Annotated in this window: 24 protein-coding genes and 1 pseudogene; 15 read left to right on the plus strand and 10 right to left on the minus strand. The window is 34.1% G+C overall.

The genetic code is table 11. The features are described 5' to 3' along the window. Nucleotides 1-16: 16 nt before the first annotated feature. Nucleotides 17-625 carry a tRNA-(ms[2]io[6]A)-hydroxylase gene (locus tag ABJF08_RS04105; RefSeq protein ID WP_348114792.1) on the minus strand — a complete coding sequence of 203 codons (609 nt, stop codon included), beginning with the start codon at nucleotides 623-625 and terminating at the stop codon, nucleotides 17-19. Between the two features lie 170 nt (nucleotides 626-795). Between ABJF08_RS04105 and ABJF08_RS04110 the strand changes: the two genes are divergently transcribed. The 4 genes from ABJF08_RS04110 (at nucleotide 796) to cmk (ending at nucleotide 4,435) form a co-directional block, all read left to right on the plus strand. Further along, nucleotides 796-1,158 carry a nuclear transport factor 2 family protein gene (locus ABJF08_RS04110; protein ID WP_348114793.1) on the plus strand — a complete coding sequence of 121 codons (363 nt, stop codon included), beginning with the start codon at nucleotides 796-798 and terminating at the stop codon, nucleotides 1,156-1,158. A gap of 162 nt (nucleotides 1,159-1,320) precedes the next feature. Then, nucleotides 1,321-2,649, plus strand: a complete 1,329-nt coding sequence (mtaB, locus tag ABJF08_RS04115; protein WP_348114794.1) for a tRNA (N(6)-L-threonylcarbamoyladenosine(37)-C(2))-methylthiotransferase MtaB — start codon at nucleotides 1,321-1,323, stop codon at nucleotides 2,647-2,649. Nucleotides 2,650-2,728: 79 nt separating this feature from the next. Further along, the gene (gene porQ / locus ABJF08_RS04120; protein WP_348114795.1) at nucleotides 2,729-3,742 is read left to right on the plus strand and encodes a type IX secretion system protein PorQ; all 1,014 of its coding nucleotides are present in this window, start codon (nucleotides 2,729-2,731) and stop codon (nucleotides 3,740-3,742) included. Beyond that, nucleotides 3,743-4,435, plus strand: coding sequence for a (d)CMP kinase (gene cmk, locus ABJF08_RS04125; protein ID WP_348114797.1), 693 nt, complete (start codon nucleotides 3,743-3,745; stop codon nucleotides 4,433-4,435). Nucleotides 4,436-5,229: 794 nt separating this feature from the next. Here cmk and ABJF08_RS04130 read toward each other — a convergent pair. Both ABJF08_RS04130 and ABJF08_RS04135 read right to left on the minus strand, forming a co-directional pair. Then, nucleotides 5,230-5,694: a DUF1801 domain-containing protein gene (locus ABJF08_RS04130; RefSeq protein WP_348114799.1), complete on the minus strand. Its 465-nt coding sequence runs from the start codon at nucleotides 5,692-5,694 to the stop codon at nucleotides 5,230-5,232. Between the two features lie 36 nt (nucleotides 5,695-5,730). After that, the gene (locus tag ABJF08_RS04135) at nucleotides 5,731-6,375 is read right to left on the minus strand and encodes a carboxypeptidase-like regulatory domain-containing protein (RefSeq protein WP_348114800.1); all 645 of its coding nucleotides are present in this window, start codon (nucleotides 6,373-6,375) and stop codon (nucleotides 5,731-5,733) included. 479 nt (nucleotides 6,376-6,854) lie between these two features. Here ABJF08_RS04135 and rpsA point away from each other — a divergent pair, with 479 nt between their 5' ends. From rpsA to ABJF08_RS04160, 5 genes are all read left to right on the plus strand, one after another. After that, on the plus strand, nucleotides 6,855-8,699 hold the full coding sequence (gene rpsA / locus ABJF08_RS04140) for a 30S ribosomal protein S1 (RefSeq protein ID WP_348114801.1): 1,845 nt from the start codon (nucleotides 6,855-6,857) through the stop codon (nucleotides 8,697-8,699). Nucleotides 8,700-9,037: 338 nt separating this feature from the next. After that, the gene (gene pyrR / locus ABJF08_RS04145; protein WP_104515148.1) at nucleotides 9,038-9,583 is read left to right on the plus strand and encodes a bifunctional pyr operon transcriptional regulator/uracil phosphoribosyltransferase PyrR; all 546 of its coding nucleotides are present in this window, start codon (nucleotides 9,038-9,040) and stop codon (nucleotides 9,581-9,583) included. Next, nucleotides 9,583-10,518, plus strand: a complete 936-nt coding sequence (locus ABJF08_RS04150) for an aspartate carbamoyltransferase catalytic subunit (RefSeq protein ID WP_104515147.1) — start codon at nucleotides 9,583-9,585, stop codon at nucleotides 10,516-10,518. Before pyrR ends, ABJF08_RS04150 begins: the two co-directional genes overlap by 1 nt. Next, nucleotides 10,511-10,843, plus strand: coding sequence for a ribonuclease Z (locus tag ABJF08_RS04155; RefSeq protein ID WP_348114802.1), 333 nt, complete (start codon nucleotides 10,511-10,513; stop codon nucleotides 10,841-10,843). Before ABJF08_RS04150 ends, ABJF08_RS04155 begins: the two co-directional genes overlap by 8 nt. A gap of 81 nt (nucleotides 10,844-10,924) precedes the next feature. Then, entirely contained in the window at nucleotides 10,925-11,830 is a 906-nt protein-coding gene (locus tag ABJF08_RS04160) for a ribonuclease Z (protein ID WP_348114804.1), read from the plus strand. A 75-nt stretch (nucleotides 11,831-11,905) separates the two neighbouring features. Here the strand turns inward: ABJF08_RS04160 and ABJF08_RS04165 are convergent, their stop codons facing one another. Next, complete coding sequence (locus tag ABJF08_RS04165) at nucleotides 11,906-12,421, minus strand: hypothetical protein (RefSeq protein WP_104515143.1); 516 nt, start codon at nucleotides 12,419-12,421, stop codon at nucleotides 11,906-11,908. Between the two features lie 447 nt (nucleotides 12,422-12,868). On the opposite strand from ABJF08_RS04165, the gene rpmH reads away from it, so the two are divergent. The 5 genes from rpmH (at nucleotide 12,869) to ABJF08_RS04190 (ending at nucleotide 20,154) form a co-directional block, all read left to right on the plus strand. Beyond that, the gene (gene rpmH / locus ABJF08_RS04170; RefSeq protein WP_082438615.1) at nucleotides 12,869-13,033 is read left to right on the plus strand and encodes a 50S ribosomal protein L34; all 165 of its coding nucleotides are present in this window, start codon (nucleotides 12,869-12,871) and stop codon (nucleotides 13,031-13,033) included. 104 nt (nucleotides 13,034-13,137) lie between these two features. Then, nucleotides 13,138-15,990 carry a carbamoyl-phosphate synthase large subunit gene (gene carB / locus ABJF08_RS04175; RefSeq protein ID WP_348114805.1) on the plus strand — a complete coding sequence of 951 codons (2,853 nt, stop codon included), beginning with the start codon at nucleotides 13,138-13,140 and terminating at the stop codon, nucleotides 15,988-15,990. 764 nt (nucleotides 15,991-16,754) lie between these two features. After that, a complete protein-coding gene (locus ABJF08_RS04180) occupies nucleotides 16,755-17,585 on the plus strand; it encodes a hypothetical protein (RefSeq protein WP_348114806.1) in 831 nt (276 codons plus the stop codon). 76 nt (nucleotides 17,586-17,661) lie between these two features. Next, nucleotides 17,662-19,188 carry a serine hydrolase gene (locus tag ABJF08_RS04185; RefSeq protein WP_348114807.1) on the plus strand — a complete coding sequence of 509 codons (1,527 nt, stop codon included), beginning with the start codon at nucleotides 17,662-17,664 and terminating at the stop codon, nucleotides 19,186-19,188. A gap of 189 nt (nucleotides 19,189-19,377) precedes the next feature. Further along, complete coding sequence (locus ABJF08_RS04190; RefSeq protein ID WP_348114809.1) at nucleotides 19,378-20,154, plus strand: choice-of-anchor V domain-containing protein; 777 nt, start codon at nucleotides 19,378-19,380, stop codon at nucleotides 20,152-20,154. A gap of 176 nt (nucleotides 20,155-20,330) precedes the next feature. Here ABJF08_RS04190 and ABJF08_RS04195 read toward each other — a convergent pair whose 3' ends face one another. Next, complete coding sequence (locus tag ABJF08_RS04195) at nucleotides 20,331-20,984, minus strand: hypothetical protein (protein WP_104515135.1); 654 nt, start codon at nucleotides 20,982-20,984, stop codon at nucleotides 20,331-20,333. Nucleotides 20,985-21,084: 100 nt separating this feature from the next. Between ABJF08_RS04195 and ABJF08_RS04200 the strand changes: the two genes are divergently transcribed. Beyond that, a complete protein-coding gene (locus ABJF08_RS04200) occupies nucleotides 21,085-22,422 on the plus strand; it encodes an aspartate kinase (RefSeq protein ID WP_348114810.1) in 1,338 nt (445 codons plus the stop codon). A gap of 48 nt (nucleotides 22,423-22,470) precedes the next feature. Here ABJF08_RS04200 and ABJF08_RS04205 read toward each other — a convergent pair whose 3' ends face one another. From ABJF08_RS04205 to rmuC, 5 genes and pseudogenes are all read right to left on the minus strand, one after another. Further along, on the minus strand, nucleotides 22,471-23,016 hold the full coding sequence (locus ABJF08_RS04205; RefSeq protein WP_104515133.1) for an acyl-CoA thioesterase: 546 nt from the start codon (nucleotides 23,014-23,016) through the stop codon (nucleotides 22,471-22,473). Nucleotides 23,017-23,086: 70 nt separating this feature from the next. After that, nucleotides 23,087-23,455, minus strand: a complete 369-nt coding sequence (locus tag ABJF08_RS04210) for a 6-phosphogluconate dehydrogenase (protein WP_348114811.1) — start codon at nucleotides 23,453-23,455, stop codon at nucleotides 23,087-23,089. Next, nucleotides 23,452-24,087, minus strand: a pseudogene (locus ABJF08_RS04215) (DUF3307 domain-containing protein); the annotation flags it as partial. The gene ABJF08_RS04210 and the pseudogene ABJF08_RS04215, both read right to left, overlap by 4 nt. 55 nt (nucleotides 24,088-24,142) lie before the next feature. After that, the gene (locus ABJF08_RS04220; RefSeq protein WP_348114813.1) at nucleotides 24,143-24,763 is read right to left on the minus strand and encodes a MarR family transcriptional regulator; all 621 of its coding nucleotides are present in this window, start codon (nucleotides 24,761-24,763) and stop codon (nucleotides 24,143-24,145) included. 149 nt (nucleotides 24,764-24,912) lie between these two features. Further along, nucleotides 24,913-26,370: a DNA recombination protein RmuC gene (rmuC, locus tag ABJF08_RS04225; protein ID WP_348114815.1), complete on the minus strand. Its 1,458-nt coding sequence runs from the start codon at nucleotides 26,368-26,370 to the stop codon at nucleotides 24,913-24,915. Nucleotides 26,371-26,431: the final 61 nt, after the last annotated feature.

The following is a 26,431-nucleotide window of genomic DNA, read 5'->3' on the forward strand; positions in this document are numbered from 1 at the left end:
TTTATAACCTTCTTAATTAATGTAATCTATCACCACGTACTTCTAGGTCACTTATAAAGCTAGCTTCATATTCTAACCAATAGTTCCAGCGTACCATGACGTCATCTTCAGGAAAATGCATTTTTGCAAGTTCTAAAAAGAGTTTATAATGAGAAGCTTCGGCAACCATAAACTTATAATAGAACTCTTGTAAATCTGCATCATCTAGATTTTGCCATAACGTTTTAAAACGCTCACAACTACGAGCTTCTATCATAGCACAAATAAGAAGTTGATCTAGAAAATACCCTTCACGGCTTTGGCCTTTTTTCTTTCCTTTGACCAGTTTTTTTACATATTCATCTTGTCTTTGTAAACCTAGTTCTAGACCTCGTTCTTTTAACTTAGCAATAACCATTCTAAAATGGCCCCATTCTTCTGTAACTACAGGAGATAGAAGTTCTACGATACCTTCACGTTCAGAATATTGTTGTATCAACGATATGATGTTACTTGTTGCCTTTTGTTCGCAAAAAGCATGGTCGGTAAGAATGTGTTGTAAACTAATGGTAGAAATATCTGCCCATCGTGGATCAGTAGGTAGTTTAAGACCTAGTGTAAATTTCTTTTCGGCTTTCATTTTCATAATACAAAGGTCGTGAACCTTGTGGATTTATAACAAGAATTGTTGACTTTTCATTCTATAAAATTATATGCAACCAGTAAATAGTTCTCTCGATTTACATATGGTTATTAAAGCAGTCACTTAAAAAATAATTATTGTACATTTAAGTTCTAACTTAAAATCATATCATCATGACCACCAAAGAAGTAGCAGATCAATTAGTAGCATACTGTCGCAATAATGAAGAGCATAAAGCTTATGAAGAATTGTATAGTCCAGATATAACTAGTGTAGAAATGTCAGAGCCTATGAAAGAAGTAAAAGGTTTTGATGGATTACAGAAAAAGGGGCAGTGGTGGAAAGAAAATTTTGAAGTGCATGGCAATAGGGTTTCAGATCCTGTAGTTGCAGACGGTCATTTTGCTGTCACCTTCTGGATGGATACCACTCATAAACCTAGTGGACAGCGTTCTCAAATGAATGAAATAGGAGTGTACCAGGTGAAAAACGGTAAAATATGGAGAGAGCAATTTTTCTACGATACTGAAGAGTAGTTTTATTTCTGTTGTTTAAAAATATCTTATTTTTTGATGTAAAATTCGCTTTCGCGAAAGCGGAAAAAACATCCTAATCATAATCCTAAAACAGTCTACAGGGTTGAGGTAAAATTCTACGACTAAAAAACTATCTTTGCAGCCCTTAAATCATCATAGATTATGCCCGTAGAAACAGCTACAAAATCAGTCGCTTTTTACACATTAGGTTGTAAACTTAATTTTAGTGAGACCAGTACCATTGCTCGTTCTTTTGAACAAGAAGGTTTTGGTAGAGTAGATTTTGAAGAAAAAGCAGATATCTATGTAGTGAATACCTGCAGTGTTACAGAAAATGCAGATAAACGTTTTAAATCTGTGGTTAAAAAAGCACAGAAGGTAAATGAAGACGCATTTGTGATAGCAGTAGGTTGTTATGCGCAATTAAAACCAGAAGAACTGGCCGCTGTAGATGGTGTAGATCTCGTTCTAGGTGCTACAGAAAAATTTAAAATCACAGATTACCTGAATCAGCTGTCTAAAGAAGAGCCAGCACAAGTGCATTCTTGTGAAATAGACGAGGCAGATTTTTACGTAGGATCCTACTCTATAGGTGATAGAACCAGGGCTTTTCTTAAAGTACAAGATGGTTGTGATTATAAATGTACATACTGTACCATACCACTAGCACGTGGAATCTCGCGTAGTGATACTTTACAAAATGTAATGGATAACGCAAGGCAGATAAGCGAGCAAGGGATTAAAGAAATAGTTCTTACTGGTGTTAACATAGGTGATTATGGAAAAGGAGAACACGGTAATAAACGTCATGAGCATACTTTTTTAGATCTAGTTCATGCACTGGACACAGTAAAAGGAATAGAGCGTTTGCGTATTTCTTCTATAGAGCCTAATTTATTAAAAAATGAGACCATAGAATTTGTCTCTGGAGCAAATGCATTTGTGCCTCATTTTCATATCCCATTACAAGTAGGTAATAACGAGTTGTTAGGTAAGATGAAGCGTCGCTATAATCGAGAACTATATACAGATCGTGTCAGTAAGATTAAAGAAGTAATGCCAGACTGTTGCATAGGAGTAGATGTGATAGTAGGTTTTCCAGGAGAGACAGATGATCATTTTCTAGATACATATAATTATTTAAGTGAATTAGATCTTTCTTATCTACATGTATTCACATACTCAGAGAGAGAAAATACGCCAGCCGCTACTATGGAAGGTGCTGTACCTATGAATGTGCGTAAGAAAAGATCAAAAATGCTGCGTGGTCTTTCTGTAAAGAAACGTCGTGCATTTTATGAAAGCCAGTTGGGAAAGACTAAAACAGTTCTTTGGGAAGCAGAGAATAAAGAAGGTTTTATACATGGTTTTACAGAGAATTATGTAAAAGTAAAAACCTACTGGAATCCAGAATATGTAAACCAATTGCATGATGTAAAATTGCTATCTATAGAAGAGGATGGATTAGTGCGCATAGAATTAATAGATTAAACATTAAAATACCTTACTTACCATAAAAATAAATTAAACTTGCAAGCGTTATTCATTTGCAGTTATTCAAAAACCATTGATGCGTCACTTGTTTCTTGTTATTTTGTTATGTTCCGCTTTCGCGAAAGCGCAAATAGGAGGACAATCTACTTATCAGTTTTTAAACCTGGTATCTGGAACAAAGCAAGCAGCTCTAGGTGGTAGGGTACTTACTGCAGTGGATTATGATCCTACGTCTGGAATTCTTAATCCGGCGACCATTAATCCTAAAATGGATAATCAGTTACAGGTAAATTATGTCAATTACTTAGGAGATGTAAATTATGGTACTGCTAGTTATGCTTATACCTGGGACAGACACGTTCAAACCTTTCATGCCGGTGTTACTTATTTAAATTACGGAAAATTTGATGGTTTTGATGAGCAAGGTAATTCTACTGGAGAATTCGGTGGTAGTGAGGTGGCCGTTTCTATGGGTTACGCCTATAATATACCGTGGTCAGATTTTTATGTAGGCGCTAACTTGAAATTTATTTCTTCAAAATTAGATATCTACACATCTTTTGGTGGAGCGGTAGATATAGGTTTCTTATATTATAATGAAGACAAAGCTATACGTGCAGCCGTAGTTATACGTAATCTAGGGACACAGTTTACACCTTATAACGAGATTTATGAAGATTTACCTTTAGAAATATCGGCAGGTTTTTCTAATAACATGAAGTATCTTCCTTTAAGATTGCACGTTACTTTAGAAAATCTACAGCAATGGAATTTAGCATTTGTAAATGAGGCAAATGCACAAACAGATCTAGATGGTAATGTAACAGATGATGAGCCTGGTTTTATTAATAATGCGTTACGTCATACTGTATTAGGATTAGAGATTTTTCCTGAACAAGTTTTTGAAGTACGTTTGGGTTACAGTTTTAGAAGAGCCGAAGAATTACGCATTGAGAACACGAGAGCTTTTTCTGGTGTGAGTGCTGGTTTTTCTTTAAAAATGAATAATTTAAGATTTAGTTACACACATGCTAGGTACACTCTAGCGTCACATACGAGCCTTTTTGGTGTCAATATAAATTTGCAATAAATGAGTAAGAAAATTACAATCGCTATAGATGGACATTCTAGTACTGGTAAAAGTACAGCAGCAAAACAACTTGCTGTAAAATTGCAATATGTGTATGTAGACACTGGAGCGATGTATAGAGCGGTTTCTTTTTACGCTTTACGCGAAAACTTGCTTGTAAAAGGTTCTTTAGATATTGAAAAACTTGTTAACTTTTTACCTGATATTAACATCAGTTTTAAATACAATAAAGAAACTGATAGGGCAGATGTGTATTTAAATGGAGAAAATATAGAAAAGCAAATACGCACGCTCGAAGTAAGTGGCATAGTGAGTAAAGTGGCAGAAATATCTGAAGTGCGTGCAAAGCTAGTAGAGCAACAAAAAGCTATGGGTGAGGAGAAAGGCATCGTTATGGATGGTCGCGATATAGGAAGTGTTGTTTTCCCAGATGCAGAGCTTAAAGTATTTATGACCGCAGCACCAGAAGTACGTGCGCAAAGACGTTATGCAGAGTTGTTAGAACGAGGTGATGACGTCTCGCTAGAAGAAGTGCTAGAAAATGTAATAGGAAGAGATCATATAGATTCTACTAGAGAAGATAGTCCACTTATACAGTTACCAGACGCAAAGTTATTAGACACTTCAAAAATGACGAGAGAAGAGCAGTTTGAATTGTTAGTCTCTTGGGCTGAGGAGGCTTTGTTGGATTAGTTAATGTTTTACTGTCATCCTATAATATTTCGCTCAAGACTTTTAATTAATGCAAAGTGCTAGTTCCAAATTTACCAGGGATCTGCTGGAACTTGTTCAATTGATTTTTGAAATTGTCTAGAGTAAAAACATCGCAACAATCCTTTCCGACCAAAACTCGCTACCGCTCACTTTGCCCACCTTTCCTTTGCCAAACAAAGCTGCTTTTTACTTTTGGAAGAATTTGTGAGATTTGACATGCCAACTAATTGTGTTGGCATTGTATATATCTGATCTCGATGATAGTTTTTTAATTTCCAAAAGTTTATATTTCCCTATTTTCCCTTTCGTTAGAAAGTTATTATTCTTAAAACTTTAATTGATTAGAATTCTTGAGCTTAAATTTTTCATCTTTATTATGTCCAGGTGGGAAATTTGGGCTTTTAATACCGAATGGGCCTGAACCATTTATCTTATAATAATATTCATCAGGATTATCAGAGTATCGTCCTGCGCATAATAAATTGAATGTTGTAAATTTCTATCTACTTTACATACTGAAATATCTATCCATACGGGAACTTTGTTATTTCTACATAATATATCGACAACTTCATTCTCATTAAGGTTGAAAAATCTTTTATCATTATCTTCTGGATATAAATCAAATTGTTCCATAGCATGGTCGTCATTTGAATAGTTTAAAATAATATCATATTTAAAATCTGATTTTAATTTATCCTTTACAAATCTTTTTGCAAAACGATATGAAACAAAACTAGCTCCAAGCAATAGGTATAAAAACTCTGGTTTCTTTATGATTGTTTTTTAATCACGTTTTCATAAATCTTCACCCATTCTTGCGGTGTCATTTTCTGGCACAATTCTGCAATAAGATCTAATGGAATATCATTTACTTTCTTAAAACGGATGCAACTTTTACCCATATCCAGTTTATATTTAGAATGCTTGGGATATTCTTCTTTAAACCATTCCATTAATTCAGGACTGGCATAAATGCCAGAGTGATATAAAGCTATAAAGTTTTTTTGAGAAGCGATATTTATAAATGGTAATGGCGTCCATTCTTTGCCTACGTGGTAACCTGGCTCATAAATCTCTTTGGGTACATAATAACCCAACATACCGTAAAGCATTCCTTCCTCATAGCCGTTAGGTAAATTATGGAGTAATACTTCTCGCAGGTCCTGAATTGTTTTTTTGCGTTCTTCTGGTAATTGCTTCAAGTATTCTTGCGGTGTGGTTGCTGTTGAGGTCATGAGTTGTAAATTAGAATTTAAAAATACAATTACTTTTCATTTCCTTAAATCAACTGGAATAGTATCTCTAAAGTCTTTTATGAATTCAAATAAATTTTTGAAATTCTCTTCTTTTGTAGTTATTATCAAATGAGGAGTAGTTTTCATATGTCCAATATTTTCTTTTGAGTTTTTCAAAAGAATAATAGACTTAATTTCTAGCGGAGGAATATTGTTGAATTCTTTTTTATTTATGAAAATACCATCTAGAGAGATTAATCTACCATCAATTAATTGTGTTGTAATTGAGTTTTCCATATTCTTTCTTGCCATTAACAAATCTCTTAATGGTAAGTAATTAATCGGTATAGTGAAAGCACCAAAACATTTCATATAAACACCTTGATATCCTATGTAGGTGTATGGTGCTATCATTTTCATCTTTGTTTTTATGATAGTATCATTTTCTACTACAGCTTGATCTGAAAAATATCCGTCATGTTTGAAATGTAATGTGTCTCCTGTGGTAGCTAGTATGCTGTAATTTCCATCAAAATCTGTTGATGTTACTTTATTTGTTTTATGAATTGATATGATTGCTCCAAATAAGCTGCCATTATTATCATGCACAGTTCCACTAATTTTTTGCTGACTATAAGAGAATAATGATGTGATAAGAAATAAGAAAGAGATTGATTTCATAACAAGTATTTTAAATCTATAAATAACCTCGCAGATAATGATCATACTTCTGGCTTTTAAGTCAATCATTTTAGTCACCTGCGAGGTTTTATTTAAGTAATCTTAGATTGTCGTTCTTGATTCTAGATAGGATCAACAAACGTCTGATTTCATTTAAATAGTATTAAACCTTTTTATAAAACTACATATTTAGAAGAGAAGTAACCATCTATAATGAGTGAACGAGGGATTTGATTATGTAAAAAGCTGTATGTGGTGAGTGTATGTTGCGAGTTCCGCTTTCGCGAAAGCGGAATTTTTAAATCATTATTTTCAACTACTTAAGTATTGTTAATGATTAAAAAAGAACGTACTTTTGCAAACCCAAATCGAGAATAAGGAAACCGGTTGGGAATCAAATCTTTATATAACTCTTCTTTAAAAGGTTCTATAAGTTTCCGCTACTTTTTTAGAATACAAATTTTAATCAGCAACCTATTATGGCTGAAAATCAAACAAACAAAGAGTGGGACGCTTCACAAGATGGTGTAGCAGACGCTCAAACTGAGAAAAAAACTCCAGTAATTACTTCTCCACAACAAGAAGATCCTGCTGCATTTCTAGACTCTTTTGACTGGGAACGTTACAGTGAAGGAATTGAAAAAGTTGATGAGGAGCAATTAAAGGCTTTTGAAAAATTAGTATCTGACAACTTTGTTGACACTATCGATACTGATGTAATTGAAGGTGTAGTTATCAAGATTACTGATCGTGATGCTATCATTGATATTAACGCAAAGTCTGAAGGTGCTATTTCTCTTAACGAATTCCGTTACAACCAGAACCTTAAAGAAGGTGATAAGGTTGAGGTTCTTGTAGATGTACGTGAAGATGCGACTGGTCAATTGATCCTTTCTCACCGTAAAGCACGTCTTATCAAGGCTTGGGAACGCGTTAACAATGCACATGACACTGGCGAAATCGTAAATGGTTACGTTAAATGTCGTACTAAAGGTGGTATGATCGTAGATGTATTCGGTATCGAAGCATTCTTACCAGGTTCACAAATTGATGTGAAGCCTATCCGTGATTATGACCAGTACGTAGATAAAACAATGGAATTTAAAGTTGTGAAAATCAACCACGAATTCAAAAACGTTGTAGTATCTCACAAAGCGCTTATCGAAGCAGATATCGAAGAGCAGAAGAAAGAAATTATCTCTCGTCTAGAAAAAGGACAGGTACTTGAAGGTGTTGTTAAAAACATTACTTCTTACGGTGTATTTGTTGATCTAGGTGGTGTTGATGGACTTGTTCACATTACTGACCTTTCTTGGTCACGTATCAACCACCCTAACGAGGTTGTAGAACTTGATCAGACACTTAACGTGGTAATCCTTGACTTTGACGAAGATAAATCTCGTATCCAATTAGGTCTTAAGCAATTAGAAGCTCACCCTTGGGAAGCTCTTTCTGACAAGATCAAAACTGGAGATAAAGTAAAAGGTAAAGTAGTAGTTATTGCTGATTACGGTGCATTTGTAGAAGTAGAAGAAGGAGTTGAAGGACTTGTTCATGTTTCTGAAATGTCATGGTCTACGCACTTAAGAAGTGCTGGTGACTTTGTAAAAGTAGGTGATATCATCGATGCTGAGGTTCTTACTATAGATAGAGAAGATCGTAAGATGTCTCTAGGTATGAAGCAACTTCACCCAGATCCATGGACTGACATTACTACTAAGTATCCTGTAGGTTCTAAGCACTCTGGTACAGTAAGAAACTTTACTAACTTCGGTGTATTCGTAGAACTTGAAGAAGGTGTTGATGGATTAATTTACATCTCTGACCTTTCTTGGACTAAGAAAGTGAAGCACCCATCTGAATTCTGTGCAGTAGGAGATACACTAGAAGTAGTGGTTCTTGAACTAGACGTAGAAGGACGTAAATTATCTCTAGGTCATAAGCAAACTATGCCTAACCCATGGGATAAGTACGAAGGTGAGTTCGGTGTAGGAACAACTCATGATGTTGAAATTACTGAAACTGTAGACAAAGGTGCTGTAGTTAACTTTAATGAAGATATCTCAGTGTTTATTCCAACACGTCACTTAGAAAAAGAAGACGGTTCTAAATTGAAGAAAGGTGAGAAGGCGCAAATCCAGATCATTGAATTCAACAAAGAATTTAAGCGTGTAGTAGGTTCTCACATGATTCTTCATAAAGAAGAAGAAGCTAAGAATGTACAACAAGCAGCTGCTAAGTCTGCTGAAGAGTCTAAGCCTACATTAGGTGATGCAAACTCTAAGTTACAAGCACTTAAAGATAGAATGGAAGGTAAGAACTAGTAATAGTTTTTAAATTCTGAACTTTAAAACCCTTATCAGTTTTCTGATAAGGGTTTTTTTATGCCTTTTATTAATGATCTAACTAGTATTAATAGGATGGTAATAGGTAATGTATATAATTATAATAAGAAGTATCCTGTATGCTATGTGATAAAAAAAACTAGTTTTTATATTGTTTTTCAGGCCTTTGTTATGATAGTAATGCAGTCCATTTTTATCTAAACTTCTTTTTTTATTTCAATAAACAAAATACAGAGTTTAAGGACAGTTCAAAATACTTATCTTTGCTAGTATAAGCAGTAATTTTACTGCTGTAATTTTGAAATTAAATTGGTTTCATGAGTCAAAAATTACTTCTCGACGCCGCAGCTCTGGATATTATACTTCACAGATTAGCTTGCCAATTAATTGAAAATCACGATACATTTGAGAATACTGCTCTTGTAGGTTTGCAGCCTAGAGGTAGTTTTTTACTGAATAGACTTGCAGAGATTTTAAAAACCAACTATAAGATTAAAAACTTAAAAACTGGTTTGTTAGATATTACTTTCTATAGAGACGACTTCAGAAGAAATGATGAGCCGTTAAAAGCAAATTCTACAGAGATTAATTTTTTAGTAGAAAATAAGCGTGTGGTTATAGTGGATGATGTGTTGTATACTGGTAGAAGTATACGTGCAGCACTTACTGCGTTACAATCCTTCGGTAGGCCAGATACTATAGAGTTGTTAACTCTTATCGATAGAAGATTTTCTAGACATTTACCTATACAGCCAGATTATAATGGTAGACAGGTAGATGCAATAAATAATCAAAAAGTAAAAGTGCTCTGGAAAGAGAATGGAGGAGAAGATGCTGTTTACCTTTTAAAAAATGAAGACTAATGAGTGAGTTGAGTGTTGATAATGTTTTAGGGATTAAATACCTTACTGTCGAGGATATCAATTTAATTCACAAAACTGCAGATCAGTTTAAAGAAGTGATCAACAGACCTATTAAAAAGGTGCCTTCTTTAAGAGATATTACCATAGCAAATCTCTTTTTTGAAAACTCTACAAGAACAAAACTATCTTTTGAACTTGCTGAAAAAAGATTGAGTGCAGATGTGATTAACTTCAGTGCGGCACAAAGTTCAGTTAAGAAAGGAGAGACTCTTGTTGATACAGTGAATAATATTCTAGCAATGAAGGTGGATCTAGTCGTGATGAGGCATCCTCATCCTGGTGCTGGAGTTTTTCTTTCTAAACATGTAGACGCAAGAATAGTAAACGCAGGAGATGGCGCTCACGAGCATCCTACACAAGCGTTACTGGATAGTTATTCTATAAGAGAAAAACTAGGTAGTCTTAAAGGTAAGAAAGTAGTTATTGTAGGAGATATATTACACAGTCGTGTAGCATTATCAAATATTTACTGTCTTAAGAAACTAGGAGCCGAGGTTATGGTATGTGGTCCTGCGACTCTTTTACCTAAACACATTGAATCTTTAGGAGTGAAGGTAGAGCTTAATCTTAAAAAAGCTTTAGAGTGGTGTGATGTAGCAAATATGCTACGCGTTCAAAATGAACGTATGGATATTTCTTATTTCCCAAGTGTAAGAGAATATGTTCAGCAATACGGTGTAAATCGAGAGTTATTGGACAGCCTTAAAAAAGATATCGTCATCATGCACCCTGGACCTATTAATAGAGGTGTAGAAATAACAAGTGATGTCGCAGATTCTGATCAAGCAATTATCTTGAATCAGGTAGAAAACGGTGTCGCTATTAGAATGGCAGTTTTATATTTAGTAGCTGCAAAAATTAGAAGAAATGATTAGTGAAGAACACGATAAGTATATAATATTGAAAGATGAACGAGATGATATTAAAGATTTCGCCTCATTTTTAAACCGAATAAAAGATCAATTTACTGGTAAGAATGTAGTCGTTGACCTCCTACAGTATGATAAAGCTTCTTTAATGGATTTAATTTCCTTTTTAGAATTAAGTAATAGTCACAGAGCTTCAAAGCAGTCTTTTGTGATGGTAAATACAGCAATTTCTATAGACGAGATTCCAGAAGAATTAATGATTGTGCCTACTATTCAAGAAGCTCAAGATGTGATAGAGATGGAAGAGATAGAGCGCGATCTAGGTTTTTAGATTTAACAATCATACTGCTGCAATAAAGCGGTGACTTTCATAGATTCTTAAACGCTATTTAATAGCCTTAAAACTCACGATTTGAAATTAACTATACTCGGTTGTCATAGTGCAACACCTAGAGATAACGCACGTCCTACGGCTCAAATTCTAGAGATGAAAGGTCATTTATTTCTCATAGATTGTGGAGAAGGTACACAAATGGCGTTGCGTAGAAACCGAATTAAGTTTGCTCGTATCAAGCATATTTTTATTTCTCATTTACATGGTGATCATGTATATGGATTGATAGGTTTAATTTCTACTTTTTGTTTGTTAAGTCGTGATTCTGAGTTAACTATTTATGGTCCTAAAGGGATTAAGGAGTTAATTCTAATTCAATTAAAGTTAGCAAAAGTATATACAGCTTTTGATTTACGCTTTCGCGAAAGCGTAGAAAATATCCCACAACTTCTACTAGAAGATGATTCTCTAACGGTAACAACTATACCGCTGGAGCATCGCGTATTTACACATGGTTTCTTATTTCAAGAAAAGCCAGGAGATAGGCGTCTGGATATAGTCGCTTGTGAAGAATATGGAGTAGATCAGGCTTATTATCGTAAAGTAAAACAAGGTCATGATGTGACTCTGGATAACGGCGATGTGATTGCAAATGAAGAGTTAACTATGGATGGTGATACGCCTAAAAGTTATGCTTTTTGTAGTGATACGGTGTACAAAGAAGATATCGTACCACAAATTACAGGTGTAACAGCCTTGTATCATGAAAGTACATTCTTAAAAGCGCATGAAGATCTTTGCGATAGAACAAAGCATAGCACAGCAGAGCAAGCGGCTACTATCGCTTTAAAAGCAAAAGTAGGTACACTTATATTAGGTCATTATTCGGCTCGTTATGGTGATTATGAGTTCTTCAGGTCAGAGGCTAGAGAAGTCTTTGAAAACAGTAAGCTAGCTATGGATGGAAAGGTGTTTGAGTTTTAGGTAAACTTACTTGCTAAACAACAAAAGCCCAATCGCAAGATTGGGCTTTTGTTGTTTAATACATTCTAAGAAAAATTAAATCTTCTTCATTTGCTGTTTCATCATTTTAATTTGATCGGCTAGCATTCCTTGTTTGTCTAGTTTCTTTGCTTCACTAAGTAGGGCGGTAGCTTCACGTTTGCGGCGCTTCATCATAGAGATACCTGCGAGGTTTAATTTTGCAACCGCAAGATCTTGGTCCATGTTTAGACCTAATGCGATTGCTTTTTTAAAGTATTTCTCAGCTTTGGTCATGTTTTCTTGAGAAATCATAAGACCGTGTAAATAGTTGTAATAACCTTGTTGCTTTTGTACTAGAGCAGCTTCTGGGTCTGTTATTTTATCTAACCATTTTTTTGCACCTGGAAAATCTTGCTTTCTTAAACGATTAAATGCAAGTAAGATCATCTCATTTTTAAAGTATAGAAATATGAAGATTCCTGAAAATAAGATTAAGAAAATTCCTGTAAGAATCTCGTTTCTAGTAAATTGATATATGGCATATGCTACAATAATAGCAGTGATAACCAGTTTGATGTTTTTGTTAAACATTAGTAGGTGTGTTTTGAAGTTTGCAAAGATAAGTATTTAAGGAGTTTTTGTTTTTAGGAATTGGCAGGGTTTTATCTATTAAAAAAAAATAGATCTTAATAATAGGGTGGTTTAAAAAAATTACTAGTACGATAATATAAGAACATAGGTTATTCTCACTTAGATATTAATCTTGTTGGTTTTTGTACAGACTAGGAATAGGTGCAATGTTACTGCGTGATAAGATTAGAGATGGTAGTATTAAAACTTTATGCCTTCCTTGTTAGATAGGTATTGAGCTTATGATTATCTTTATACTTGAAAATGAAACTGATTAGGAATTAGTAGAAAAATAATTTCAAAAAAAGTCAATTTCCTGTTGTAAGTAAAATAAGAGTTGTTATATTTGCAGCCGATTAAAATCTAAGGTTTAAAGCCTTTTTATTATATAGATACAGATTTCAAGCTATGGCACAGAAAAGAACATACCAACCAAGTAAAAGGAAAAGAAGAAACAAGCACGGTTTCAGAGAGCGCATGGCTTCTGCAAACGGTCGTAAAGTTCTTGCTCGTCGCCGAGCTAAAGGACGTAAAAAATTATCTGTTTCTACTGAAAGAAGACACAAAAGATAATATGATTTATCTTTAATTATACTTTAGGCGTTAATTCATTAGAATTGACGCCTTTTTTTGTACCCTATTACCAAATTACCTAAGTCCCATAAAATCACTTTATAATGCCAAAAAGAAAAGACCTCAAATCCATTTTATTAATAGGTAGCGGGCCTATAATCATAGGTCAAGCTTGTGAGTTTGATTATGCAGGTTCTCAATCTTTAAGATCTCTAAGAGAAGAAGGAATAGAGACCATTTTAATAAATTCAAATCCGGCAACTATCATGACTGACCCTTCCATGGCAGATCATGTATACCTATTACCATTAACAACTACATCTCTTAGACAAATTCTTGAAGAACATCCTCAAATTGATGCCGTACTTCCTACTATGGGTGGACAGACAGCTTTAAACCTTTGTATCGAGGCACAAGAAAAAGGTATTTGGGAAGATCATAATGTAGATATGATCGGTGTAGATATCGATGCAATTAACATTACTGAAGATAGAGAAAAATTCAGAAAATTAATGGGTGAAATAGGAGTAGGTATGGCACCACAGGCCACTGCTACTTCGTTCTTAAAAGGTAAAGAAATTGCCCAAGAATTTGGTTTTCCTTTATGTATACGATCTTCATTTACTCTAGGTGGTGCTGGTGCAGCTATTGTTCATAATGAAGAAGATTATGACGAGTTGTTAACCGTCGGTCTAGAAGTTTCTCCTATTCACGAGGTAATGATCGATAAAGCCTTACTAGGCTGGAAAGAGTATGAATTAGAATTACTACGAGATAAGAATGATAACGTAGTTATTATATGTACCATTGAAAATATGGATCCTATGGGAATCCATACGGGAGATTCTATTACAGTTGCTCCTGCTATGACGCTATCAGACCGCACTTTCCAGAAAATGCGTGATATGGCTATTCACATGATGCGTAGTATAGGTGAGTTTGAAGGTGGATGTAACGTACAGTTTGCAGTAAGTCCTGATGAAAAAGAAGAGATTATCGCTATCGAGATCAACCCTCGAGTATCTAGATCTTCAGCACTAGCAAGTAAAGCGACAGGTTACCCTATTGCAAAAATTGCAACTAAACTAGCGCTAGGTTACACACTAGACGAGTTAAATAATCAAATCACAGGTAATACATCGGCATTGTTTGAGCCTACCTTAGATTATGTAATTGTAAAAATACCACGTTGGAACTTTGATAAGTTTGAAGGATCTGATCGTACCCTAGGTCTTCAGATGAAAGCCGTAGGTGAGGTAATGGGAATAGGTCGTTCTTTCCAAGAAGCACTTCATAAAGCGACACAGTCATTAGAAATTAAACGCAATGGTCTAGGAGCAGACGGTAAAGGCTATACCGATTATAATCAGGTGATTGAAAAACTGACTAACGCAAGTTGGGATCGTGTTTTTGCTCTGTATGATGCTGTAGCTATGGGAATCTCATTAGATAGAATTTTTGAGATTACTAAAATAGACATGTGGTACTTAAAGCAGTTTGAAGAACTCTTCTTATTAGAAAAAGAAATAGGGAAATATGATGTGGGCACGCTTTCGCGAAAGCTACTACTAGAAGCAAAACAAAAAGGATTTGCAGACCGCCAGATCGCGCATATGTTAGGATGTCTCGAGTCAGAGGTATATAATTTACGTGAAGAAATGAAAATCAATAGAGTCTATAAACTCGTTGATACCTGTGCGGCAGAATTTAAAGCAGATACACCATATTATTACTCCACATTTGAGGCTGATATAGAAACAGCAGATGGAGAGCGCTACGTGCAAAATGAAAGCGTGGTATCTGATAAAAAGAAAGTTATTGTACTAGGTTCTGGTCCTAACCGTATCGGTCAGGGAATAGAATTTGACTACTGTTGTGTGCATGGAGTTTATGCAGCGCAAGAATGTGGTTATGAAACGATCATGATTAACTGTAATCCAGAAACGGTTTCTACCGATTTTGACACTGCAGATAAGTTATATTTTGAACCAGTATTCTGGGAACATATTTATGACATTATACGTCATGAAAAGCCAGAAGGAGTTATCGTACAACTAGGTGGACAGACGGCTTTAAAGCTTGCTGAAAAACTAGAACGTTACGGTATTAAGATTTTAGGAACGAGTTATAAAGCTCTAGATCTTGCCGAAGATCGTGGGCTGTTCTCTGAAATGTTACTTAAGAATAACATTCCTTTCCCTGAATTTGCAACAGCGACTACACCAGCTGAGGCGCTTCAAGTAGCTGAGAAATTAGATTTCCCTATCTTAGTTAGACCTTCTTATGTATTAGGTGGTCAAGGGATGAAAATCGTTATCAATAAAGACGAGCTAGAAGAGCATGTAGTAGATATCTTAAAGAAGATACCTAACAATGTACTTTTATTAGACCATTATCTAGATGGAGCGATAGAAGCAGAGGCAGATGCTATTTGTGACGGAGAGAATGTTTACATAATAGGTATTATGGAGCATATAGAACCTTGTGGAGTCCACTCTGGAGATTCTAATGCGTTATTACCACCATTTAATCTAGGTGACCTGGTTATGCAACAAATTAAAGATCATACTAAGAAGATAGCTCTTGCGCTAGATACAGTAGGGTTGATTAATATACAGTTTGCGATTAAGGATGAAAAAGTATACATCATTGAAGCAAATCCTAGAGCATCTCGTACGGTACCATTTATTGCCAAAGCATACAAAGAACCTTATGTAAACTATGCTACTAAGGTTATGTTAGGTCATAATAAAGTAACTGATTTTGATTTTAATCCGCAGTTAGATGGTTATGCGATCAAGCAGCCGGTATTCTCTTTCAACAAGTTTCCTAACGTAGATAAACGTCTAGGACCAGAAATGAAATCTACTGGAGAAAGTATCTTATTTATAGACAGTCTTAAAGACGATGCTTTCTATGACTTGTATGCTCGTAGAAGAATGTATTTGAGTAAGTAAATTACATATGTAAGTATAAAATTGAACCTGTCGAAGTTTATTTAACATCTCGATAGTAATTCGTCTTAGACAGGCTCAGACTGGCAACAGTATTATAAATTAAAGCCCTAAAAGCATTAAGCTTCTAGGGCTTTTTAGTTTTAAAGAAGCATTTCAGATTTGACATGCCAACTATTTGTGTTGGCATAGTCTAAATCTATTCTTGATTATGTTTAAAGATCTTGGTTTAAACCAGACATGCTAAGAGAAATACTTTGAATGTTGGTTTCTGAAAACTTTTTGATTTTGAATAAGTAGGTAAGATTTGACATGCCAACTATTTGTGTTGGCATAGTCTAAATCTGTTCTCGATTTTATTTAAAGATCTCGATTTAAACCAAACATGCCAAGACAAAAACTTTGCATGTTGGTTTCTAAAACTTTTTGATTTCGAAGAAGTCGTTAATATTTGACATGCCAACTATCTGTGTTGGCATTGTCTAAATCATTTCTCGATTTTCTTTAAAGATCTCGATTTAAACCAAACATGCCAAGAGAAATACTTTGCATGTTGGTTTCTAAAAACTTTTTGATTTTGGAGAAGTCGGTAAGATTTGACATGCCAACTATCTGTATTGGCATTGTCTAAATCATTTCTTGATTTTATTTAAAGATCTCGATTATCGCTTAACTGGCTTTTATTTGTTTTTAAATTTCTGAATTATTGATAATAGTTGCTGAAATGTCTATTTTAATTATATTTTTATGATATTAAAAATAATTATTTGAAAAAAACCTTTTACATATTGATCATATTTTTGCTTGTTATACTTTGTTCTTGTGGACAAAAAGAAGCAGAAATGAAACTACAAGGAAGATGGTTTAATTTAGAAAATGAATATGATCAATGGGACTTTAATAATGATACTCTTTATGTAATTGATGAAAGAGTTTTGTATGACGCAACGGCCTCAAAAATTAAATTTGATATCCCTACGTTAGATTATTATGAAGATACTATTTGGGAATATAGAGATATTAAAATACTTATCAATTATAAATTATCACAGAGTAATGATAGTTTATATGGAACGTTAAGGAATGGTCATGGAACTTATGATTTTAGTTTAATAAAGGCTGAGAGTTATGAAGAATATTTAAATAAAAAGTTTAATTTAAAATTTCAATTGCTTGAAAATGATTCTGTTAAAATTTCAACTACAATTCCTAAGTATGGGTTGAAGATTTTTATGGGTAAAACAGATAGTACGATTATATCTAAGACTGAATTGTCAAATAATTTAAATTCAATGAAATCAGATATCAAAATATTTAAAGATAGTATTCGCCCTAATGAATTGTACGAAGTGCAAAACCATGACGAAATGATTGATGAATGGTTTCACATAAGAGTCTTTGCAGATAAACAAATTCCTGATTCAATTATTACCTATACTTTACAACAAACAAAGACTTTTAAGAATCAAGAAAAGTGGAAAGGAGAAGATGTTGATTATAGAATGCCCATAAGAATATATAGAGTATTTAAAAATTGCAATCAAACAAATCCTGATAGTGTAAAAGGTAAGTGGATTAAGTGGATGTTTAGTTCGTAATCTTTTATTATCCATAATTTAATCTCACTTTCGCGAAAGCGATACAACCACTATCTTTATTTTTTAAATCTGACTTATGAAAAAGATTCTATTTCTCTCTATTATTTTTATTTCTACAACTGTATTTGCTCAAAAAGTAGATTATAAAGCACTGGACAAATACATTTCTCAAACGCAAAAGGACTGGAACATTCCTGGACTGAGTGTAGGTATCGTTAAAGATGGTAAAATAGTCTTTGAAAAAGGTTATGGTCAGATGGATGTGAATGAAAACCGCAAGCCAGATGAGCATACTATTTATGCTATTGCAAGTAATACCAAAGCTTTTACTGCAGCGATTATGGCACAACTGGTAGAAGAAGGTAAGGTGAACTGGAAGGATAGAGTACAGGATCACTTACCTTATTTTGAAGTGTACGATCCTGCAATAAGTAGAATGGTTACTGTTGAGGATTTATTGAGTCACAATGTAGGTTTGGGAACGTTTTCTGGTGATGGTATCTGGTATAAGTCAGAGTTGAGTACAGAAGAAGTAGTAAAACGCATCAGGTTTGTACCGCAGGCTTATGATTTTAGGGCTGGTTATGGATATTCTAATTTAATGTTTATCACTGCTGGTGCGTTAATTGAAAAGGTAACTGGTAAGAGTTTTAAGGATAATGTTACAGAACGTATTTTGAAACCTCTAGAGATGGATGATACGGTGGTGAGTGTTAAGGATTTTGGTAACAATAAGAATGTAGCGACTCCACATGCTATGGATGAGAATAATAAGAATTACACGATTCCATGGGTAGGATGGGATAATGTACAGTCTACTGGTGGTATTATTTCTAGTGTTCATGACATGAGTAAATGGATGATTCTTAACATGATTCATGGAGTTACTAAGAAAAACGACACGTTATTCTCTGTGCAGAATCGCAATAATATGTGGAATTTACATAATAGCTTTGGGGTAAATCAAGTAAATCGTAATTCTACCGGTTCTCAATATGCTGGTTATGGATTGGGGTGGTTTCTTGGAGATTATCAGGGCAATTTTAGAGTACGTCACGGTGGTGGTTATGATGGTATGATATCTACGGTACAAATGCTACCGGATGAAAACCTAGGTGTTGTAGTACTTACTAATGGTGTTAAAGCGCCGACTAATGCAATTGCTTATTACGTTTTTGACCGTTTTTTAAATAGGGATAAAAAAGACTGGAGTAAAGAAATGCTAGACGGTTATGATAAATGGAAAGCTGGCGATACTAGAATAGCAGACAGAAAAGCAAAACAAGTTAAGGGAACGCAGCCTACTTTACAGAAAGAGGCAATTATAGGAACCTATCATGCTGATATTTATGGAAACTTTGAAGTAAAAGAAATGAACGGAGAACTTAAATTACTATGGGAACACACGCCATTGTTAAATAGTACGCTCTCACATTTTAATTATGATGCTTATGAAATCCATTGGGACGAGCCACAAGCATGGTTTAGTTTTGGAACTGTAAAATTTGAAAGTGATGCCTATGGTAAAGTAATTGGGATCACCTTTGACGTACCTAATGATGACTTCTTTTTTTACGAAATGAACGCAAAAAAAATAGAGTAAATCTAGTTTTAAATCGTTCAAAAAAAAGCCTGAATCAATTTGATTCAGGCTTTTTGTATAGTAACGTTAAGATTATGTGATAATTAACAATTAGCTTTATGATCATAAGTAGCTACTATCTAAGAAAATAAATATTATTTGATGGTTGTTATTTCAAGCTATTTTAATAAACTTCTTTAATTACACATTATGAAAAAAAATTACTCTTTTTACAGCGTTCTTACTGCTATCCCTATTGCCTTACTTATTCTAGTAAGTTTTTCTAGTGGTCAACCAGGTAATTTTACAGGTTCACCTGGAGATGGAGGTACGACATGTACACAATGTCATGTTGCATCTTCTGCAAACTTTGGTGGATCGGCTGCGCTTACAGGATTACCTAATGGTTATATGGCAAATCAATCGTATAGCCTTAATCTAGATGTGCAAGGTTCTACTTCAACTAAAATAGGTTTTAATATCACTGCAGAACTTGCTGATGGAACTAAAATAGGATCTTGGACACCAGGAACAGGAACTAGATTACGTACAGACTCTAATGGATTAACTCATAATAGTACAAGTACAGGAAGTGGACAAAATAGTTGGAATATGACGTGGACTGCTCCAGCAACTGATTTAGGTGCAGTAACTTTTTATTATGTTACTAATCAAACTAATAATAATGGGTCAACATCTGGAGATCAGGTAACTACTGGTCAAAGTGGTGCCTTGCTTACTAATGGTGATGAAACATTTTCTGCTTTTGAAATGTATCCAACGCAAGTAACTTCTCTTTTAAATATTAATTTGTCTAATGCAGATAATGGAACTTTAATGATTTATAACATGACTGGTACTAAAGTAAAAACTTTAAAACTGGATCGATTAAATCAATTGAATATGTCAGATCTTACTTCAGGTATTTACCTTGCTCAAGTAGTGGTCGATAATCAAATTTCTGTAGAACGATTTATAAAACAATAGAATCTATTTTTTTTTAAATTGCCGCACTATTTATTTAGGCGGCTTTTTTTATTTTTGTTGTGTGCTACAAATGATGATTCTATGTAAGTAGATTCTTAGATCAATTCGTTTTTTATTTCAATAAATAATCCATTTCTGTTGATCTATTGTATAAGTTTAATAGTACACTTTTATTTCTAGGTATACCCCAACTTTTTAATTGCCGAAAAAGCCTTGTCTACCGTATCATTTTCTACGAGTACACTGAACTCGTTTGTGGTAGAAATGACCTCGTGTAACGAGATGCCTTCCCATGCAAAACGTTTAAATATCTGATAATATAAACCAGGGACTTGGGTATTGTTTTCTGGTAATGCGATACTTATGGCGCTTAAATTATCTTGTGTGCTGGTCATAATTTCATCGGCAAATTGAGATTGAATTTTTTCCTTCTCACTCATCGATATTACTAGGTTACTTTCATGAATACCTTTGGAAAATCCATAAAAAATAGTTGTGTTTATGGACTCAAGAATCTTACTATGACTTAAGAATAAAGTACTAGAATTTTTAAAGGTAAAATCGATAAGGTTAGATCGTACCGTTATATCACCTAGATTATTTAATATAGATTTTAAGTTATTAGAATGCCTCAAATCCTTAGGTGGATTATAACGTCTCAACGCCATCATAATAGCACCGGTTTTCACCGGTTTTCTTAACATGCCGCTTATGGGTTCTTGTAATTCTTCTGCTAAGGCAGAGAAATTAATGATTCGTCTGGATAGTGCCTCTTCTAAAAATGGTTGAGTCACTAAAATCTCTTCAACACAATCTGCTATGGTTTTCATATTGTTAACTATTTAACAGCTTGTGCAAAATTAAACTAATTTTGTTATATTTTTTCTATTACCATAGAAGTGGCTGTATTTTTACCTAAAAATTAATAAAATGCTAGTTTTAAAATTTGGTGGTACTTCAGTAGGTTCTGTAGAAAACATGACTCATGTAAAAAATATCATTAATGATGGTACTAAGAAAGTGGTGGTGTTATCTGCTATGTCTGGTACTACAAATGCTTTGGTAGAAATATCTGAACAGATACGCTTAAAAGAAACAGAATCTGCACTTGTTCTTATACAGCAACTAGCTAGTGGATATCAAAATACAATAGAAGAACTATTAAATGATAGCGGGCTTATTAATGAGTCTCAAGAATATGTAAATGATGTTTTTACAGATTTAATAAAGCTTGTTAACTCAGAGCATACCACATTGATTTATAATCAAATAGTTGCTAAAGGAGAACTATTGTCTACCTTTCTATTTAGTAGATTTTTAATGCAAGAAGGTATAAATGCTGCATTATTACCTGCCTTAGATTTTATGCGTATAGATAATAATGACGAGCCAGATTCTTTTTATATCAAACAAAATCTAGATAGAATTTTAAATGAAAATAGTGAGGCAGATATCTACATCACTCAAGGTTTTATATGTCTAGATGTTCATGGAAATGTATCTAACTTACAACGTGGTGGTAGCGATTATACGGCTTCTATAGTAGGAGCAGCGATAGAGGCAGATGAGGTACAAATATGGACTGACATTGATGGTTTTCATAATAATGATCCTCGTTTTGTAGAAAACACGACTGCTATCTCAAATATATCTTTTGATGAAGCGGCAGAGCTTGCTTATTTTGGAGCCAAAATTTTACATCCTCAAACGGTTATACCGGTAAAAGATCTTAATATTCCTGTACGTTTAAAAAACACCATGTCTCCAGACTCTTATGGTACGTTAATAACACATCATGTTCACGGAGAAGGTATTAAAGCTATCGCTGCAAAAGATGGCATTTATGCCATTAAGATAAAATCTGCAAGAATGTTACAGGCGCATGGTTTTCTTAAAAAGGTATTTGAAATTTTTGAGAAATACGAGACCTCTATAGACATGATTACCACATCAGAAATAGCTGTTTCTCTTACCATAGATAATCCATTACATCTGGATGCTATAGTAGAAGAACTAGAGAAAATAGCTAGTGTAGATGTAGATCAAGGTATGAGTATCGTGTGTCTGGTAGGTAATAATATTATTTATCATGAAGATACACCACATTTATTTCAAGTATTACAAGATGTGCCTGTGCGCATGATCTCATATGGTGGTAGCAATAATAATATATCATTATTGATCAATACAGATCAAAAATTAAATACTTTACAAAAATTACAAGGCTATGTTTTTGAATCACAACAGGAAAAAGCTGTTGCCTATTAATTATAATAAACAGAATTTAAGAAGTATAGTGATGAAGTAGGTGTTTTTTTAAAGAACAATCTCTACATTATAATTTTTTAATTCTTCCTTATAACTAGCGTCAGAGAAATTTGCAGCAGCGATTTCTTGGGCGCTTTTTTGTTTAATTTGTTTTCTTTTTATGGCTCTAGCAAACCTGCGCACATGAGTCTCGTTACTTATTTTAAGTCCAGGAACAGGTACGGTTTTACCATTTTCATCTTTGGCAACCATAGTTAGAAAAGAAGAATTACAGTGCTTTGTCACACCAGTTTGTATATTCTCTGCATCTACACGTATGCCTACTACCATAGAAGATTTACCTACGTAATTTACTGATGCTTTTAAGGTTAACATTTCACCTACTTCTATAGGTGCTAAAAAATCTACAACATCCACGCTTGCTGTAACACAGTAGACGCCACTGTGTTTTGACGCACAAGCAAATGCAATTTGATCTATTAGAGAAAGAACATAACCACCATGAATTTTACCAGAAAAATTTGCATTAGACGGTAGCATTAATAGGGATAACATGACTCTAGATTGTTCTGGAGATTTAAAAGTATCTTTCATAAAATGTGCTTAATAGTTAGAGAATTAGTTGGATAAGTGTTCCGCTTTCGCGAAAGCGGAATCCACATCATTAATCTCGATTAAAGTGTGGGCTATTTTCCTTAGTAACCTCTGTAATAAAGTATTTTGTATCACCCCAAAAGAAGAACGTTCCAAATTTCTCTTCATACTTTAACTTCACATATTTACCTTGATATTCTTTAAGCTTTTCAATAATCTCTGGTTGATTATCCATTACCGAAAAAGAGAAAATTTGTGCACCGCTTATACCTTGAGAGATCTCGCCTTCCCAAGTTTTAACAATAAATCCTTTATGGGTAAACTTAATCAATTCACCACTGCGGTACCCATCAGAATAGCTTGCAAAATATATAAAAGCATACCATATAACGGCAACTAGTAATATCGTGGTAAGTATAACTCCTAAAATCTTTTTCATATCATGTAATTTTTAAATAGCAATCCGATTAGAATTGCGATTCCAAAGCTAAGCAATGTACCTATTAATACGTACTCTGTCAACTTCATATTTTTTGCTTTACTTAAATCACCAAATCTAAAAACAGATTTTGCTGTTAATAATAACCCTACAGCACTGAAATGGTCTGTGATTATAAATAGAAAAATAAGTAATCTCTCTAGCATACCTATCCATTTCCCAGCATTTTTAAGTCCATAAATACCAGTATCGTCTTCTGTTAAGGTCCATCTAGTAAAAAATATTTTAAGCATGATGGCTACAGGACTAGTAAGAAATAATACACATAGGATTAATGGCCATAGTATCTGTAAAAATTGATCACTAATAATAAAATTGATTCCAGATGTGTTTGTAGCTAGAACTACGAGTATTAAAATATGAGCTATTTGATCTATGGTAAATAACCAGCGGCTATTTTTCTTAGTTGTAAAATAAAGTTTGCCTGCGTCTATTGTAAAATGCGTTATTAAGATAATAAGAGCTACATACCAGTATTTTAAATCCCAAAGAAGAATCCAGGACAATACTGCATGAATTGCCGCATGAACGTATAGGTGGTAGGAGCGTAGTTTGTTTTTTTCTTTTTGTTCAGTAAACTTATTAGTCTATAGAATAAAATCACCTAAAAAGTGTGCTATTAGTAACTTAATTAATACTTCCATAGCTCACGTCTTTATAGTATTGTTTAAATAAATGGAGAAGTGCATCTGTCTCTTTATAATGGGCACGATCTAGTCTGCGGCTGGCAGTGGCTTGTTTTATACCTAATTTATCACCCATTTCTTGTTGGGTAATTGTAGGGTTTTTATAAACTTCATATAAAATGGCAGCTGCGTTCTCTGTCCAATCATCCATATAAATAAGGGCGATTTTTAGAGCAGTATTCATGTAATAATCCAGTGAATTACCACTTCTTACCATAATATTTTGTTCTTTATTTTTTAAAGAATCTAATAATTCTCCAGATTGTACTAAAGCACTTCCAGAAGATTTTGCAATATTATTATCTACTACCTGTATATTTCCTATTCCTATAGCTATTCTTACATCTAGATGGCCGGTTTTTCTTAAAGCTGCTTTCAGTTTTAGACAGGTTAATAAACCTTGCTCTGGGCTGTCCATCCATACTTGAAAACTATCGCCACGGTATATTTGATACATACCGTTTTTAGAATGTGTTTTTAGTATCGGTTCTATGATCTTGAGATAATCATCTGGCTGGTTCTTCTGAGAACCTATTATATCACCTGCTAAGACTACTTGCATAAATCGTTTTTGAATTATTACGTAAAAGTGTAATAATTCAAATATATTACATTATTAAGTAATATTTCTGTTTATTACGTAAAAGCGTAATAATTGTGTTTTATTACGTAATTATGTAATACTTGCTTGTGTTACTTTATAGCGTAATGTTATAAATTTAGACGTTGTTCTTCGTCACTAGCTTCTAGAAAATCTGGATCACTTTCTATAGCACGATTTACCAGCTTTTCATTAAGAGATTTATTGGCTTTGGCACCTAGTCTTTTTAAACGTTCTATACGACCTACTAGATTTCCAGAACCTTCAGTAAGCTTATTCATACTAGAGGAATAAGATTTTTTAACCGTATCCAGTTGTGAGCCTACTTTAATTAAATCTTCTGTAAGACCTACAAATTTATCGTACAAAGCACCAGCAGCTGTTGCTATATCTAGTGCGTTTTTTTGCTGTTTTTCATTTTGCCACATCGTGTCTATAGTACGTAATGTAGCTAATAATGTTGTAGGTGTAACAATAACTATATTCTTGTCAAATGCCTCACTGTATAAATTTCCATCATAATTTAATGCCATGGCAAATGCCGGTTCTATAGGTACAAAAAGAAGAACAAAGTCTGGACTATCGATGTGATAATCGTGGTAGCTTTTTCCAGATAAATCTGCAACGTGCTTTTTAAGAGAAGCAACATGCTCTTTTAAGTGACGCTGTTGTAGATCTTCATCTTCTTCATTAATAAAACGCTCATAGGCGTTAAGGGATACCTTAGAATCAATAACCATTTTCTTACCGCCAGGTAGGTTTACAACTACATCAGGGAATAAGGTCCTGCCATCTTCTGTTTTAATAGTTTGTTGTACCTCGTACTCAGATCCTTTTTCTAAGCCAGATTTTTCTAACACACGTTCCAGGACTAATTCTCCCCAGTTACCACGCATTTTAGCATCTCCTTTAAGCGCTTTGGTAAGGTTGCTCGTTTCCTTACTCATTTGCTGATTCAATTCTTTAAGACCTAATATTTGTTCTCTTAAAGAGCTTTGTCTATCGATAGTATCTTTGTGAGTGTCTTCCACACGTTTTTCAAAACTTTGAATCTTCTCCTGCAGCGGACTCAAAATTTGTTCGATATTCTTCTTATTTTGATCTGTGAACTTGGTGCTTTTTTCGTCTAAGATTTTGTTTGCAAGGTTCTCAAATTCCTTGGTAAATTTCTCGTTTAATTTCTCAATCTCTCCTTGTGCTTCGGTATGTTTTTCTTCCGCTTTCGCGAAAGCGGTACGTTGCTCAGCTAGTAATACATTAAGGTTTTCCTTCTCGATAGCTATCTCACGATATTCTTTATCAAGTTTTTCTAATCTCGTACTTAATTCTTGCTGGCTCTCAAGTTTTTGCGCTAATTGTGCACTGTACTGACTGTTCTCATGTTTTAAACGATCACGTTCTTGTATAGCAGGTTGCAATTGAGATAACTGACTATTTAACTGCCCTTTTTCTGATTCTAATACATTGAGAGTTCCTGCAAAGCGAGTTTTTGCAAAAAACCATGCTACCACAGCACCTATCACCACACCGATGATTAAAAATAACAACCAATTAAATTCTTGAGACATAAAATAGAGATTTACCGTAAAAATACGATGACTAGATAGGTCTTAAAATAGGAATGCTACC

This window comes from Nonlabens sp., from assembly GCF_039941875.1.
Classification (GTDB): domain Bacteria; phylum Bacteroidota; class Bacteroidia; order Flavobacteriales; family Flavobacteriaceae; genus Nonlabens.